At 74.9% G+C, this 14162-nt stretch carries 20 protein-coding genes and 1 pseudogene; 2 read left to right on the top strand and 19 right to left on the bottom strand.

Features of this window, described 5'->3' with window-relative positions; translation table 11 throughout:
* Positions 1 to 5 precede the first annotated feature (5 nt).
* From ACE101_RS25230 to ACE101_RS25165, 14 genes are all read right to left on the bottom strand, one after another.
* Positions 6 to 452, bottom strand: coding sequence for a phage tail tube protein (locus ACE101_RS25230; protein WP_379135586.1), 447 nt, complete (start codon positions 450 to 452; stop codon positions 6 to 8).
* Positions 453 to 473: 21 nt separating this feature from the next.
* Positions 474 to 668, bottom strand: a complete 195-nt coding sequence (gp17, locus tag ACE101_RS25225; protein ID WP_379135583.1) for a tail completion protein gp17 — start codon at positions 666 to 668, stop codon at positions 474 to 476.
* Between the two features lies 1 nt (position 669).
* A complete protein-coding gene (locus ACE101_RS25220) occupies positions 670 to 987 on the bottom strand; it encodes a hypothetical protein (RefSeq protein WP_379135580.1) in 318 nt (105 codons plus the stop codon).
* A complete protein-coding gene (locus tag ACE101_RS25215; RefSeq protein ID WP_379135578.1) occupies positions 984 to 1298 on the bottom strand; it encodes a hypothetical protein in 315 nt (104 codons plus the stop codon). The genes ACE101_RS25220 and ACE101_RS25215 overlap by 4 nt, the downstream gene beginning before the upstream one ends.
* Entirely contained in the window at positions 1298 to 1681 is a 384-nt protein-coding gene (locus ACE101_RS25210; RefSeq protein WP_379135576.1) for a DUF4054 domain-containing protein, read from the bottom strand. Before ACE101_RS25210 ends, ACE101_RS25215 begins: the two co-directional genes overlap by 1 nt.
* A gap of 1 nt (position 1682) precedes the next feature.
* Positions 1683 to 1904 (bottom strand): hypothetical protein, encoded by a 222-nt coding sequence (locus ACE101_RS25205; protein ID WP_379135574.1) that lies wholly within the window; start codon positions 1902 to 1904, stop codon positions 1683 to 1685.
* A gap of 3 nt (positions 1905 to 1907) precedes the next feature.
* A complete protein-coding gene (locus tag ACE101_RS25200) occupies positions 1908 to 2855 on the bottom strand; it encodes a DUF2184 domain-containing protein (RefSeq protein WP_379135571.1) in 948 nt (315 codons plus the stop codon).
* A gap of 11 nt (positions 2856 to 2866) precedes the next feature.
* Entirely contained in the window at positions 2867 to 3304 is a 438-nt protein-coding gene (locus tag ACE101_RS25195; protein ID WP_379135569.1) for a structural cement protein Gp24, read from the bottom strand.
* On the bottom strand, positions 3304 to 4305 hold the full coding sequence (locus ACE101_RS25190; protein ID WP_379135566.1) for a DUF2213 domain-containing protein: 1002 nt from the start codon (positions 4303 to 4305) through the stop codon (positions 3304 to 3306). The genes ACE101_RS25195 and ACE101_RS25190 overlap by 1 nt, the downstream gene beginning before the upstream one ends.
* A gap of 170 nt (positions 4306 to 4475) precedes the next feature.
* Positions 4476 to 5753, bottom strand: coding sequence for a DUF1073 domain-containing protein (locus ACE101_RS25185; RefSeq protein ID WP_379135563.1), 1278 nt, complete (start codon positions 5751 to 5753; stop codon positions 4476 to 4478).
* Complete coding sequence (terL, locus tag ACE101_RS25180; RefSeq protein WP_379135561.1) at positions 5754 to 7136, bottom strand: phage terminase large subunit; 1383 nt, start codon at positions 7134 to 7136, stop codon at positions 5754 to 5756. It abuts the gene before it with no gap.
* Between the two features lie 25 nt (positions 7137 to 7161).
* Positions 7162 to 7749: a hypothetical protein gene (locus tag ACE101_RS25175; protein ID WP_379135558.1), complete on the bottom strand. Its 588-nt coding sequence runs from the start codon at positions 7747 to 7749 to the stop codon at positions 7162 to 7164.
* 158 nt (positions 7750 to 7907) lie between these two features.
* Complete coding sequence (locus ACE101_RS25170; protein WP_379135556.1) at positions 7908 to 8357, bottom strand: MOSC domain-containing protein; 450 nt, start codon at positions 8355 to 8357, stop codon at positions 7908 to 7910.
* Between the two features lie 164 nt (positions 8358 to 8521).
* Positions 8522 to 8878 carry a type 1 glutamine amidotransferase family protein gene (locus ACE101_RS25165; protein WP_379135553.1) on the bottom strand — a complete coding sequence of 119 codons (357 nt, stop codon included), beginning with the start codon at positions 8876 to 8878 and terminating at the stop codon, positions 8522 to 8524.
* Here ACE101_RS25165 and ACE101_RS25160 point away from each other — a divergent pair.
* Positions 8877 to 9035 (top strand): annotated as a pseudogene (locus ACE101_RS25160) (cupin domain-containing protein); the annotation flags it as partial. The gene ACE101_RS25165 and the pseudogene ACE101_RS25160 overlap by 2 nt on opposite strands.
* A 12-nt stretch (positions 9036 to 9047) precedes the next feature.
* Here the strand turns inward: ACE101_RS25160 and nusG are convergent.
* On the bottom strand, positions 9048 to 9728 hold the full coding sequence (nusG, locus tag ACE101_RS25155; protein ID WP_379135551.1) for a transcription termination/antitermination protein NusG: 681 nt from the start codon (positions 9726 to 9728) through the stop codon (positions 9048 to 9050).
* Between the two features lie 52 nt (positions 9729 to 9780).
* Complete coding sequence (locus ACE101_RS25150) at positions 9781 to 9933, bottom strand: hypothetical protein (RefSeq protein WP_379135548.1); 153 nt, start codon at positions 9931 to 9933, stop codon at positions 9781 to 9783.
* Positions 9934 to 10338: 405 nt separating this feature from the next.
* Between ACE101_RS25150 and ACE101_RS25145 the strand changes: the two genes are divergently transcribed.
* A complete protein-coding gene (locus ACE101_RS25145; RefSeq protein WP_379135546.1) occupies positions 10339 to 11064 on the top strand; it encodes a LexA family transcriptional regulator in 726 nt (241 codons plus the stop codon).
* A 116-nt stretch (positions 11065 to 11180) separates the two neighbouring features.
* Here ACE101_RS25145 and ACE101_RS25140 read toward each other — a convergent pair whose 3' ends face one another.
* From ACE101_RS25140 to ACE101_RS25130, 3 genes are all read right to left on the bottom strand, one after another.
* Entirely contained in the window at positions 11181 to 11612 is a 432-nt protein-coding gene (locus ACE101_RS25140; protein WP_379135543.1) for an HTH domain-containing protein, read from the bottom strand.
* 138 nt (positions 11613 to 11750) lie between these two features.
* Positions 11751 to 12188: a VOC family protein gene (locus ACE101_RS25135; protein WP_379135540.1), complete on the bottom strand. Its 438-nt coding sequence runs from the start codon at positions 12186 to 12188 to the stop codon at positions 11751 to 11753.
* Positions 12189 to 12260: 72 nt separating this feature from the next.
* On the bottom strand, positions 12261 to 13340 hold the full coding sequence (locus ACE101_RS25130; protein WP_379135538.1) for a replication protein RepA: 1080 nt from the start codon (positions 13338 to 13340) through the stop codon (positions 12261 to 12263).
* Between the last annotated feature and the right edge of the window lie 822 nt (positions 13341 to 14162).

The raw sequence follows: 14162 nt of genomic DNA, 5'->3' as shown, positions 1-14162 counted from the left end.
GCGCCTCAGGCGGCGGCCGTGAACGGCACCGGGCCGCTCGATTGCAGGGCGACCGTGACGGTGCAGCGCTCGCCGCGGATCGCCCCGACCTCGAAGCCGGTGAGGTGGAACAGCCCCTCCCAGTGCCCGCCGCTCTCGGCGGCGGTTCCCGCCACGGTGACGCGGGTGCGCACGGGGGCATCCGCCTCGAAGGCGGCCCGCCAGCGGCCGAGGCTCTGGCGGGCCATCACGCCCTTGCCGGCGATCGAGACCGATTTCGAGACGACGTCGCGGGCGACGAAGGGGGCGAGATCCTCGTTGACGGAATCCGGGATGGCGACGCTGTTCGTCTCCTTGCTGAAGGAGACGGAGCGCTCGGTGAGCCCGACGGGCGCCTCGAAGGTGCCGGCCTGGGTCGGGCTCTCCAGCTTCACGGAGACGCCGGAGAAGGGCAGCGTGGCGGCTTCGGTCATGGGGTCGGGATCCTTCGGGGGTCAGGCGGTGGCGACGGCGGTGAAGCGCAGGACGGCGTGCCAGGAGGCCGGCCCCTGGCGCAGGAAGGGCCAGTCCTCGGCCGCCCGCACGTAGTCGCGCACGCGGCCGTGGATCAGGGCGGCGAGGGCCGGGTCGGCGGCGAGGCGGGCCATCACCGCGTGGCCGATGGGCTCGCCGAGATCGAGGCTCGCCATGTCAGGGCTCCGGATCGGGAAATCCCGCCCGCAGGCGGTCTGGCGCCCGCAGGCGGTCTGGCGCCCGCAGGCGGTCGAGGGCCGGTCCGAGGACGGGCCGGGCGGGGGTGGCGGCGGTGCCGAATTCCCGGACGACGAGACCGGGGGCCTCGACGGTGACGGCGGCCCCGGCGGGGGTCTCCGTCACCGTGGCGGCGGCATCGGCGGGCAGGTCCGCGGCGATCGCCCGCGCGGCCGCATCGAGGCGGGCGCGGGCCCGGCGCCGCCCCGCCCGCCGCAGGGCGGCGAGGCGGGCGGCGAGACGGGGGAGACCCGTCACGCGGGCCTCCCCTGCACGAGGACGTGGCTGCCGGCGGGATCGCGCTCGACGGCCACGATCCGCCAGCGGCCCTCCGGCACCGTGACCTCGTCCTCGGCCGTCGGGCCGGGATCGAGGCCGCTCAGCAGCACGATCAGGGTGATACGCCGGCCGGGCAGGCCCGGCGCCTCGGCGCCCTCCCGCAGGGCCTCGGTGCGGCAGCGGATGGCAACATCCGCGAAACCGCCCTCGGTCCGGGCGCGGTGCAGGGTGCCGTTCCCGCAGAGGGGAGCGGCGGCGGCGAGGAGGGCCGCGAGGGGATCGCTCGCCATCACACCACCCCGATGCCGGGGCTGTTGCGCAGCAGCGCCTCGTGGAAGCGCCGCCCGTAGGAGGTCTGGCCGAGGGTGCCGGGACAATCGGTGCCGGGGACCGCGCCGCCGGCGCGGCGCTCGACGTGGAGGGAGCCGCTGCGCAGCACCTGCGGGCTCCCCGCCCGCAGCCAGTCGCCCTCGGGGCCGCCGAACCCGTCGAGGGTGAGGACATGCGCCGCGTAGAGCATGCGGGCGAGGTCGCGCTCGCCCGGGGCCCAGGTCGCGTCGACCCGGGCCAGCGCCTCCGCGAGGGCGCCCGCCACCGCGGCGTCGGGCACCGCCGCGAAGGCGGGGAAGCGGGCCCGGAAATCCGCCGGAGCGGGGCCTTGAGGCTCCGCCATCTCAGCGCTCCTCCGGCCCGCGGTCCCGCCCGCGCGGGCGCCGCGAAGCCGGCATCTCGGCGATCGCGACCTCGCCCGCCGCCTCCCAGGCCCGCAGCAGCGGGTCGTCGCGGTCGAGGAGGTCGAGGTCGGCGCTCTCGCCGGGGCCGAGGCGGCGGGGCGTCCCCTCGCCCCGCACCCAGAACAGCCGGGGTCCGGGCGCGCGGTTCGTCACCTGCACCATGGTTCAGATCCCGTCGAGGTAGCGGAAGGCGCCGGGGCGGCGGATGTCGAGGCCGCCGAGGCGGAAGGCGCCCGGCACCTCGAAGCGCCAGGGCCCGGTCTGCCACGCGGGGAAGAACCGGAACGGCATCGGCAGCCACAGCTTCAGCACCGCGGGGTCGCGCCGGTAGGCGACCATCCGGGCGGAGCCGCCCGTCCCCGCGGTCTCGAGGGAGCGCACGCCGAAGACGGTGAGGTCCTGGCCGGTCTCCAGCGTGTAGACGTTGTGGCGCCGGATCCAGTCGAGGATGGTGATCGGGCTCGTGGGATCGATGCGGCGCAGGCCGATGGCGAGCATCTGGTCGTAGGGCAGGAGCAGGGTGTCGGCCATCTCGACGGTGGCCGAGGCGGTGAAGAGCCCGGTGAGCTGCCCGTTGACGTCGGCGAGGATCTGCTCGGCGGTCTTGGCGGACCATGCGGAGCTGCTGCCGGTGCCGGTGGCCGCGGCGGTGCCGGTGGTCACCGCCGGATGGTTGAGCAGGCCCGAGAAGCCCTTGGCCGCGTCGCCGTAGAGGGCGACCTGATCGATGAACTCCTCCGAGGCGAGGCGGGCGGCGTCGGCCTTCTCGGTGCCGAGGGCGAGGCCCATGAGCTGGGCCTTGCCGAGTTCCTCCAGGTCGTAGCCGTAGCCGATGCCCGCCATGGCGACGGCGGTCTCGGTCTGGCGGCGCAGCACCTCGGCCTTGGGCACGTCGTCGGCGGCCCCGTGCAGCCAGCCCGCCTGCCCCACCCGGTCGGCGGAGAAGTAGGTGACGGTGGGCACCCATTCGGGCGCCGCGGTGTCGACCGGGATCAGGCGCGGATAGCGGATGGCCGGATACTGCGTGCGGTAGACGGTGGGCTCGATGAAGGCCTGCTGGCTCACCAGGAAGGCGAGCGCGCGCGGCGCGTCGGTGACGAGGGTGCGGGTCATGGGCCGGTCCTTCAGTTCAGGCGCAGGCGCGCCAGGCCGCCGGAAGCGGCCGAGGAATCGAAGCGCGCGTTGGGGATCGGGGTGTTGTTGGTGGCGCTGGCCGTGAAGGCGCCGGCCGCGGTGAGGTAGGCGGGGTTGCCGGCCGCGACCGCGCCCGACACCACGACCCAGACCGTCCCGTTGATCATCACCGGGGCGGTGTCGCCCTGGGCGAACAGGTCGCCGCCGTTGCGGGGCGCCACGTTGCGGTCCGCGAGCGTCACCCCGCGGAAGGTGCTGCCCGAGGCGGCGATGCCCTCGTCGCGGGTGCCCTGGAAGGCGGGCTTGCCGAAGCCGATGCCGGCGGCGGTCTCGACGATGCGGCTGATCGTGAGGCTCGGCTCCTCGAAGGCGACCATGCCCTCGTAGGCGGCGGCCGCGCGGCCGGAATAGGTGGTCTGGACGGGCATCAGCGAACTCCGTGTCTCCAGGCGGTGCGGAGGGTCTCGACCATGGCGGCGTGGGCCGCCGCGGGGGTGAGGGCGTCGGCGGGGCGCGCGAGCGCCGTGCGCAGCGGATCGGGCGCGGCCGTGCGGTCGGACCCGGCCGCCAGGAGCGCCCGGAAGGCGCCGTCGATCTCGGCCTCGCCCATGCGGGCGGCGGCCTCGCCGAGGCGGGCGGCGACGGCGGCCCGGCGGATCACGGCGGTCTCGAGGCCGGCGGGATCGAAGGCGTCGCCGAGGAGCCGGCGGGCCTCGGCGATCAGGTCGGCGCGGGCGCCCGCCAGCGCGTCGAGGGCGCCCGGCCCGCGCAGGGCCGCGACCTCGCGCTCCCGCTCGGCCAGGACGGCGGCGAGGCGGGCGGTCTCGGCCTCGGCGCGCAGCGCGTGGGCGACCGCGTCGGCGAGCCGGTGGCGCAGATCCGCCTCGTCGCCGATGCGGCAATCGGGCCCTGCGCGGCCGTGCTCCACGATGGCGACGTGATCGACGGTCACGCCGGTCTGGCGGGCGTCGTAGGGGCTGCCGTCCGGCGCGGTGCCGGGGGTCCAGTCGAGGTCGCAGGTATAGCCGACCGAGATCTCCCGGCGCCCGCCCTGCACGGCCGCGATGGCCTCGGCATCGGCGAGCAGCAGCGGGATGCGGACGAACTCGCCGTCGCGCAGCACCTCGCCGCCGACATGGCCGCGGGCGACCCCGCGCCAGGTGCGGGGCGTCACCGCCTCGGGCGGGTGGCCGAGGGTGACGGGCTTGTGGCCGAAGCTCGCCAGCGACTCCGCCCGGAAGATCTCCTCGGGGTCGCGGTAGACCCGGACGGTCCCGCGCTCCGGCCGCTCCAGTTCGGAGCCCTGGTAGAGCTGGACGTTGCCGGCGCGGGCCGCGCGGGCCTGCACCACCAGGGCGCCGCTGCGCAGCGCCCGCGCGTCGGCGATCCCGGCCGGGGGGCCGAGGCTCAAAGTGTCGAAGATCTGCATGGAATTCCCTCGTGGTCGGCGGGATTTGGAAGCGTGTTCTCCAGGACCCAGCCACTCCTTTCCCGGATCTCCTTCCGCTGACGCTTCAGTCGCGCAGGCCCGAACGTGCAGGCCCGAACGGGTCCGGAAAGAGGTTGGCCGTGACGGTCGCGCGCGGGGCTTGGCCCGCGTCAGCGCGGCCCGGCCGGCGCCGCGCGCCGGTAGGCGGCCTCGATGCCGGGAAAGAGCTCGGCGTTGACGAGCCAGCCCTCGACGCCGGCGGCGAGGACCTCGCGGGGAACCAGGGTCTCGCGGGCGAGCAGGGCCGCGGTCTCGGCGCGCAGGCGGCCGATCTCGGCCCGGTCGCGCTCGGAGGTCTGGAGGAGCGGGCGCCACGCGTACCAGATCTCGGGAGCCGGGCGGCCGAGGGCGTGGCGCAGGAGGAGCGCGTCGAGGCGGGCGAGCGCCGGGGTGAGTTCGACCGCCTGCCGGGCGGCGACATGGTCGTAGTAGTTGCGCAGGTCGGCATCGCCCGTGGCGTCGAGCCCGGCCGGCGACTGGCCGAGCAGGCGCGTCACCGGGATGTCGGCGGCGCCGGCCGCCGTCTGGAGGAAGAGCCGGGCCACCTCGGGCAGCCCCGCGAAGTCGAGCTGCTTCTGCTGGTAGCGCTCCCCCTCCGGCGAGCGGCCGTCGCCTTCGAGGAGCAGCATCCCGAACATCGACTTCATCGCGGCCGCGTAGCCGAAGCGCTCGGTGAGGCGCCGCGTGCCCTCCTCGGTGGCGAGCGCCTGGGACAGGCCCGGCACCGAGATCACGTCCTGCTTGGCCTCGGGCAGCATGGCGGCGATGTGGGCAGCCGCCGAGGTCGCTTGGTCGATCGCCTCCAGGAGCGCCTGCAGCACGCTGTCGCCGAAGGCGTCGCCCCCCGCCTCCTCGGGCACGGGGGCGCCGATCAGGCGGACGACCCGCGAGGGATGCACCGGCTGGCCCCCCGCCAGGGTGTAGGCGGCGGGCTCGCCGAACCAGGGCGAGAGCGGGTCGCGCTCGACGGCGCCGGGGGCGACGGCGTCGCGGCCGAGGGCGTGGAGGTAGCGCAGGCCCCCGGCGGGGAGCGCCTCGGGCCGGAGCGGGGCGGCGGGGTCCGGGGCGCCGTCGCCGATCAGGATCGCGGCGCCGCCATGCAGGCGCGCGAGGCGCAGGGCCCGCAGCAGCACCTCGCGCAGGCGCAGGCGCGTCTCGGCGGCCTCGATGGCGGCGACCGCCTCGGGCGGGGCCTGCCACTGGCGCCACTCGCGCAGCATGTCGAAGGGCACCACGTCCACGATCTTGCGGGCGAGCCAGTTGTCCCGGTAGGCGGCGTCGAGCTCGTGGCGCGGCCGTGGCACGTGGACGTGGAGGGCGCCCGCCCCCTTGTCCCGCGGGCCCCCGAGGCCGGTGAGCAGGTTGGCGAGGCGGTCGGCGAGCCACATTCAGACAACTCCCAGCATGCCGTAGGCGCGGCGCGGCCCGTTCAGGGTCCAGAAGGCGCGCGAGAGGGCGTCGACCTGATCGAGGAAGGCGCCGTTCGGGAAGGCGGCGAGCTCGTCGAGGAAGGCGGCGTTCCAGGGCCCGTCGAGGAGCAGGAGGTTGCCCGCCTCCCCCTGCGCCGAGACCGGCGCCGCGCGGGTGAGCTTGTCGCCGCTCTCCGGGCTGGCGCGGGCGTCGTAGCCGGCGAGCTGCCGGATCAGGTCCTCGGCCTGGGCCTTGCCGGCCTGGCCCGGATCCTGCGGCAGGGCGATGCGGCACGCGGGCCCGTCCTCGGCGGCGGTGGCGAGGATCAGGCGCACCACCCCGCCCGGCGAGAGCCGCTCGCGGCGGACATCCGCCACGACGAACCGCCCGTCGGGGGTGCGGGCGAGCTTCACCCCCGCCGTGTAGGCGGGGGCACGGCCGGGCCGCGGCAGGCTGCCGGCGAGGTCCCAGGCCCGCACGAGCCGGCAGCCGGCCGGCAGCGCCCGCACCCGCGTGAACCAGTGGCGCTTGAACAGCCCGCCCTCGCGGGGGGCCGGGCGCTGCTGGAACTGGCCGGCGCTCGCATAGGCGCCCATCACGGCCTTGTCGCGCTCCACCACCGCCCGCGGGAAGCGGGCCGGGAAGAGCAACTCGCCCGCCTCCCGGCGCGGATCGGCGAAGCCGATCCCGGTGACGCAGCGGCGGCCGGGCTCGAACTCCATCGGCAGGCAGAGATGCTCGTAGCCGAGCCCCTTCGCCAGGATGAGGCCGGAGAGGTCGCGCTCGTGCAGGCGCTGCATGATCACCACGATGGCCGAGCGGGCGGGATCGCTGAGGCGGGTCGGCACGGATTCGAGGAACCAGCGGGCGACGGTCTCGCGCACCCGCTCGGAATTGGCGTCCTCGGCGGAGAGCGGATCGTCGAGGACGACCCGGTCGCCGCGGGCCCCCGTGATGGCGCCCGCCGCCAGGGCCTCGCGGAAACCGGCGGCGGAGGTCTCGAAGCGCTGCTTGCGGTTCTGGTCGCGGCTCAGCCGGACGCGGTCGCCCCAGAGGCCGGCGTACCAGTCGGAAGTGACGAGGCGTCGGGTGCGCAGGTTGTCGCGGATGGCGAGCGCCTGCCGGTGGGAGACCGCGAGCGTGCGCAGGGCCGGCCGGTTGCGCGGCCCCCATTCCCAGGCCGGCCAGAACACGCCGACGCAGAGGCTCTTCGAGAGGCCGGGCGGCACGTTGATGAGGAGCCGGGTGATCTCCCCCCGGGTGACCGCCTCCAGGTGTTCGCAGATCGCCTCGATGGGCCAGCCGTGGATGTAGGGGGTGCCGGGCTCGACCGATGGCCAGGCCCGGCGCAGGAAGCCCACGAGGCTCTCCTCGCTCTCGACCCGGTCAAGGGCCCGCAGCAGGGCCGGCGGGTCGGCCAGAAACGATCTCGGCGATGCGGCGGAGCTGGGCCCGTTCCTCGGGGGCGAGGGCGGAGAGGGCGGCGTCGAGGTCGAGGCGCGGCGTGTCGTCACCCGGTGCGTCCTTCAGGCCCCCATCCTTGAGGCCCCAAGCCTGGCGTTCGAGGGCGATCCAGAGGCGGGCGGCCTGGGCGAGGTCGCGCAGGGCCGCGATCCGCCTCGGCAGGGTGCCGGCCCGCGCATGGGCGGCGAGCCGGCCGGCCTCGTCGCCGGCGGCCTCGGCCGCGAGCGCGTCGATCCGGGCGGAGGCGGCCAGCACCTCCTCCAGCAGGCGCTGGGTCAGGATCTGGCCCTGCTCGATCACGAGGCGATGAGCCGCCACCACGCGCTCGGGCGTGGGATCGGGCGGATCGGGTGGATCGGCCGGGGACGCGTCCCGCTCCCACCCCTCCCGGCGCGCCCGGGCCAGCACGGCGCCGTGGGTGAGGCCGAAGCGCCGCGCCGCGGCGCGGGCGGACAGGCCGGCCCGCCACGCGGCCTCGATCGCCGCCCAGTCGATGGATTCGCGTGTCATGCGCTGCCGCGGAGGTGGGCCGGGCGCCCGGAGGGCACGAGCCTCCCGTCGCCTCGGTGATGCCGTGGGCCGGGTCCAGGGACACATCCCCGGGCGGACGGATCCGCGGCGGGGCAGTCGAGCGGCCACATTCCTCAAGGGCGGGCCGCAGACCTGGATTACCTGCGCTCTTGATACGCGATCCCGTTTTGTTCGTCAAATGTTCTTTTTGATGAAATGGATTCACCCGCCGTCGAGGCGGGGCGTCCCGTCCTCCACGGCCCCGCGCTCCAGCCGGCGCGCCGCCCGGCCCGCCAGAGGTCGCCGACGCAGACATCCGACTCGGTGAGGCCGCGGGTGGACAGGTTCTCCCCGAAGGCGCCGGGCCGCGCGAGCACCGTCGGCGGCCCCGGCAAACCGCGGGACCACGCGGCGTAATGATCGAGGGCGTAGTGATGCACCGCCTTCCCGGGGCCGCCGTGACGGCGCCGGTCGGCCTGCTCGTCGCCGGCGAGGCCGAGCGGCCCGATCGCGACCGGGCCGGAGACCGGCGCCTTGGCGATCCCGCTCCGGGGCGCCCCGCCCTGCGGCCCGGCCGGATCGAGCGGCGCGCAGCGCCCGACCAGCATCCGCGCGGATCGCCAGGGCCGTCACGCCGCCGCGAGCCCCGCGAGCCATTCGGCGAGGCAGCCCCGGCCGGCCTCCCCCGCCGCCGGTCCGAACCGCTCGGCCTCCGCGCGCGGGACCGCCCGGGAGAGGCCCGGCGTCGCGGCGATCTCCGCCGCGTGGCCGATCAGCCAGCTCTCGAAGCCGCGCCCATCCGCCTCCGGGTGGACTGGACCCCGAGGGCGTGGCGGCCGATCGCGAAGGCTTGGTTCGCGCAGAGCGCCGTGCCGGCGAGGCGCACCGCGCCGGGCGGGATCGCGAAGGTGTCGCCATGCCCGTGCAGTACGGGCACGCCGTCGAGGGGCCGCAGCGGCCCCTCCCGCCCGGCCGGGGTCGGGTCGACCGGCGCCCAGCCGATCTCGCGGGCGCCCGGGACGCGGCCTACGCGGTGCAGGCCCTGGCGCCCGGCGGCGCCGGCCGCGCGGCGGCGCTCTCCCGCGTCGAGCCGGGCGAGGCCGTCCTCACCCACGACCTGCCGACGCATGGGGGCAGACGCAGGGGGGCAGGAGATCGTCTCCGTGCTGGAGGGGGCGGTCGACCTCGCGGTAGCGGACCGGCTGCTGGTTCTCGGCCCGGGCGACTGCGCCGCCTACGATGCGGGCCTGCCCCACCGCCTGCGGCGGCGCGGCGCCGCCCGCGCCGCCGTCCTGTGGTCATCGTGGCGGTTTGACGGCGGAGGGCTCCGGCGCTTGCTCGATCTGGTCCTCGCCGAGATCGACCGGCGTGGCGCCGCCGAACAGGGCCACCGCCACCCGGTAGCGGCGGCGGCGCGGATCGACGGCCTCGACGATGCCGGGCCGGTCGGCGAGCGGCCCCGCGGTCACCCGCACGGCATCGCCGAGGGCGAAGAGGACCCGCTCCACCGCCTCGTCCCCACCCTCCCCCGCATGGCCGGTGAGCGCATCCGCGAAGGCCTGGAGCATGGCGGGCGGGATCACCACGGCGCGGCCGTCGCGGAACAGCACCCGCTCGATCCCCGGATGGGCCTCGACGCGCGCCAGCTCCGCGTCGTCGCGCACGCCCACGAAGATCAGGCGGCGCAGGAGCGGCGCCTGCACCGTGCGGCGGCGGCCGTTCGGCTCCACGCGCTCGACCTCCTCGCGCGCCTCGAAGGTCGGCAGGTCCGCCCCGGCCAGCTCCCGCGCGGCGCGGGCGGACCAGCGCGGACGGGTGCGGGCGACGAGCCAGACCCGGTCCGGCGCCACGCGGATGCGCGCGGGCCGGGAGCGCCGCCGCCGGACCGCCTTCGGCCGCGCGGCGGGCGGGCGGTCATGGGCCAGCGCCTCGCGCCGCCGCCGGGCGATGCGGCGCTTCCTGCCCGCGGGGCCGCTCACGGCCGCCTCCCGGCCGGCTCGCGCCGGGCCGGCTCGCGCCGGAGCGCGCGGCTCAGGGCGGCGGCGGGCCGTCCTGCCGGTCCTCCGGCTGCTCGGCGGCGATCCGCTTCATCTCCCGGATCGCCTCGTCGATCCGCCGCCGCACGATGAGGAACAGGACCACGCCCGCGGCCACGGTCCAGAGCACGATCAGCGCTGCCTTCATGGCCGCTCCCCGGAGCACTCCCCGCCGACATGGACACCGGTTCGGCGGGCGGGAGCGCGTCACGACACGGACTGAGAGCGGCGCCCGATGGCGCCGCGATCGGGCGCCGCTCTAAGCAGGTTTCGCGACAGTGGCCATCGGTTTTGCGACAGGAACCTGCGACACAGCCGGAACCGAAGCGGACGACGCGGTGGTCCGCCAACGCAAGACCGCCGAGCGGCGAACGGCCCGCGGCGGAAGCCCGGGACGGATGCGGCGGACCGGAGAGGACGGTCGGAGCAGCGCATGCGGAGACGCGCGCCGCGGATCGGCGGCGGATCATCAAGAACTCCTGCCGTAGAGGAAGCCGCGCGGCACGTGCAGAGCGGCCGCTTGCACCCCGAATAGCTACATGATGTAATGACGATGATCAACACGCCAAGTAGCGATTTCGCCGTCGAGGTTGTGGACACCATGCGCGAGAGCCGGATCCGGACCGACCAGGGCGAGCGGCTGCGGCTCGCCCGCCTCGCCGCGGGCTACCGCTCCGCCCGCGACGCGGCCCTGCGCAATGCCTGGCCGGAGAGCACCTACCGGGCGCACGAGGCCGGCACCCGCACCATCGGCCAGGACGACGCGGAGCGCTACGCCGAGCGCTTCCGGCGGGACGGGGTGCAGGTGACGGCCAAGGGCCTGCTGTTCGGCGACGACGAGGCGAGCGACCCGGCGGCGGACGGCGCCCCGGTGGTGGGCGTACGGGGGGTGATCAGCGCGGGCGGGCTGATCGCCACCGGCGACGAGCAGCCGGATCCGAGCGGCAACCTGTTCGAGGTCACGGTGCCCTTCGCGGTGCCGCCGGGGACCATCGCGTTCCGGGTGGCGGGCGCCTCGATGCACCCGAAATACGAGCCCGACGACATCGTGCTGTGCGCGCAGGCCGGCCAGAGCCCGGACCGGCTGATCGGCTGCTACGCGGCGGTGGCGACCGCGGACGGCAACCGCTTCCTGAAGAAGATCCTGCGCGGCTCGCGGCGGGGCAGCTACCATCTGGAGAGCCACAACGCCCCGCTGATGCCGGACCGCCGGCTGGTCTGGGCCTCCGGCATCATCAGCACGGTGCATGCGCAGCACTGGACGCGGTTCGCGGGCTGATACGGTTTCCGGAAGATCACTTTCGGAAACCGTATCACGAGCCCGCGCGGCGCCTGAGCGAGGCCGGTTTCCGCATCGCGAAGCGATCATCCGGAAACCGTATGAGCCGGCCCCGGCTATCCGGTCCCGTCGAGGGCATAGACCGCGTCGCCGAGCCGCCGCAGGGGGGTGTCTCCCTGCGCGCGCTTCCACAGGCGGGTGTTGAGGGCCGCGACGGGATCGTGGCCCGGCAGGGTCACCCCGCGGGCGGCGACCGCCTCCCAGATCTCCGCCGCGTGCATCGGCCGCCCCGCGGCGGCGAGCACCGCGAAGGCCGCCTCGATGACCCGGCGGCCCTCCGCCCGCCCGGCGGCGGGCGCGGAGGGCTCCGGCTCGGGCCGCGCCGGGGCGGCGGCGGCCTGCACCGGAGCCGGAGCCGGAGCCGGGGTCTTCAGCCGGCGGCCGAGTTCGAGATAGAGTTCGTGCTCCGCGATGGCGCGGTCGAGCGCCGCGCGCTGGCGCCGCAGCTCCTCCAGCCGGGCCTCCGCTTCCGCCTCCGACAGGAACATGACGCCCTCTCAGAATATTCCGATGCCTCGATACCTCGCAAGGAATATTGCCGGTTGGCCGCAATCCGCAAGCCGGGAAGAGGCCGGATTTCCAACTCTCAGAGGGAATTTTCCGGGAAGGGGCGCCGGTCCCCGGCCTCAGCCCGGCAGGGTCATGTGCCCGTCCGCATCGAGGGGCGCCAGGGGGTTGAAGGCCAGTTCCCAGAGGTAGCCGTCCGGATCCGCGACGTAGCCGGAATAGCCGCCCCAGAAGACCCGCTGCGGCGGCTTCACCGCCCGGGCGCCCCGCGACACCGCGACGGCATAGGCCGCGTCCACCTCCGCCTCGCCGGCGAGGTTGTGCGCGAGCGTCATGCCCGGGAAGGTCTCCGGCGCGCGGCCCGCATCCGCGACGCCGGCATCCTCGGCGAGGGACGCGCGCGAAAACAGGGCGAGCACGACGCCCTTGAGCCCGATGAAGGTGATCTGCGGCGTGGAGGCCGCCGAGCGGGTCCAGCCGAGGGCCTCGTAGAACGCGGTGGAGCGGGCCACGTCGGCGACGCCGAGGGTGATCAGGGAGATGCGGGGATCGAGCATGGCCGGGCCCTTCGGATGCGGGAGCGTCCCGCACCCTGTCGCCCGCGGTCGCCGGCCCGCAAGCCCGCCGCGTCAGCCCGCGGCCTTCTTCCGGGCGGGCTTGGGCGGCACGAGCAGCAGGCTCGGATCGGCCGGAAGGAGCTGCATGCCGGTCTCGTCGAGGCTGATCGGCAGCTTCGGAAACACCTCGCACAGATGGGCGAGGTCGGCCTTGAAGGCCTGGCGGAAGCTGCGCAGGGAGGCGTTGTCGGCCCCGAACTGCTGGTGGAGGTTGTCCCAGGACAGGCGCAGCGGCCGCTGCAGGGCGCGCAGGCGGTAGCCGACCCAGAACAGCAGGTCGAGCTTGCGCGCCGAGCCCGAGAAGGCCCGCGCGGCCCGGATGTCCACCGGGAGGGCGTGCTTGACGAGATTGTCGTAGAAATCCTGGTGGAATTGCACGGTCTTGGACCACGCGACGCCGCCCTGTCCCTCCACGCGCCAGAGATCGAGCTTGCGGAAGGGCGGCATGGTCAGGGTCGAGGAGCGCGACTGCCCGTCCCACAGGCCGATCTGCAGCGTGCAGGCGGCGAGACGATTGAGCTGCTCCTTGAACTGCCGGATGGTGCCGCGCTCGCCCCCGGTCACCGCGAAGCCCATCTCGCGCATGAAGCCCGAGAGGCTGTCGGCGACCTCGATGGTGGGGCTGCGCTGGCGCACCGCCTCGGTGCAGAGGTGCAGGAGCACGAGCCGGGCCTTGGGGCCGTAGGGCAGGCCCTGCAGCTCCATCTGGCCGGTGGCCGGGTTCTTGATGCGGCCGGCCAGGATGCTGAGGGTGTTGCGGCCGTACTCGCGGAAGAACTCCCGGGTCTCGCCGGGATCGCGGTAGGGCAGGCCGCACAGGGCCAGCACCGAGTGGATGTGCTGGATGTTCTCAGGCCCGACCGGCTCGGTCTCGATCACCGCCCGGATCGCGTCGCGGCGGCGCTGGTCGCGGCCCATGCCGGCGCGGGCCTCGGCCGTGCGCGAGGCCTCCTGCCGCTCGGCGTCGCGCTGGGCCTGCCGGTGGGCGATGGTCTCGACGATGACCGCGAACAGGAAGCTGCCCCGCGCGGCTTCGAGTTCCGCCCGGAGGTCCTCGTCGTGGATCGCCGCGATCTTGGCCTCGATGCCCATGGCTTTCCGAAAACAGCTCGTCCCGTCCGCGGCCGCGCCGCACCGGTTCAAACCGTCATGACCGATTCCGCTCCCGGGAATCCCGGGGTGGGCCGAGGTTATCCCAAGATTCCCGCGAGTCGTCCCCACGATTCCGACCGCGGGATTCCCGCCGATGATCCCGTGGCCGGTCCCGTAAGCCGCCGGATGCGGGGACCCGCCGGGCGGGCCGATCGGTGGAGCGCCTGGGGAGAAACCCGGGACGGGGCTGGGGACGACCCTGGGGAGAGGCCCCCTCCCGGCGGTCGATGAGCGGGGGACGGGCGGTGCAGGACGGGCGGCCCCGCGCAGAGTTCGATACGCCCGGACGGCGCCAGCGCGCGGCCGCGCAGAGTCCGATACGCCCGGGCGTCCGAAAAGCTGTGGGATTCCGAGGCATTTGGCCCAGCCCGGGCGCAGAATCCGATGCGCGACCGCGCAGAATCCGATGCGACCGGCGGCGAAATCCGCGCAGAGTCCCATGCGCATCCCCGCAGAGTCCCATGCGGATCCACGCAGAGTTGCATGCCTGGACATGGCTCAAGTCCTTGTCGGTGCAGCAGGATCTGGCCCTCCATATAATTCACAGAACTGACTCTCTGAACTCCATAGCCCGATAGGGCTTCGTATAGGCCCGATGATCGGTTCGTTTTGAAGAACGAAGGTATGCCGTTGAGTCATGGGGACGGGCGCCGCCCGTCCTGCTTCCCGCTTGGGAATATTCCGAAACGGGGAGCAGGAAGCCGGCATCGCCGGGTTCCTTCCTCTCCGGGGAGCCGCGCTCTATGAGCGGGGGGCGCCGCG

This window comes from Methylobacterium carpenticola (assembly GCF_042748905.1).
Lineage (GTDB): Bacteria > Pseudomonadota > Alphaproteobacteria > Rhizobiales > Beijerinckiaceae > Methylobacterium > Methylobacterium carpenticola.
The sequence above is the reverse complement of the archived record's forward strand: the minus strand, read 5'-3'. Positions and strand labels throughout refer to the sequence as shown.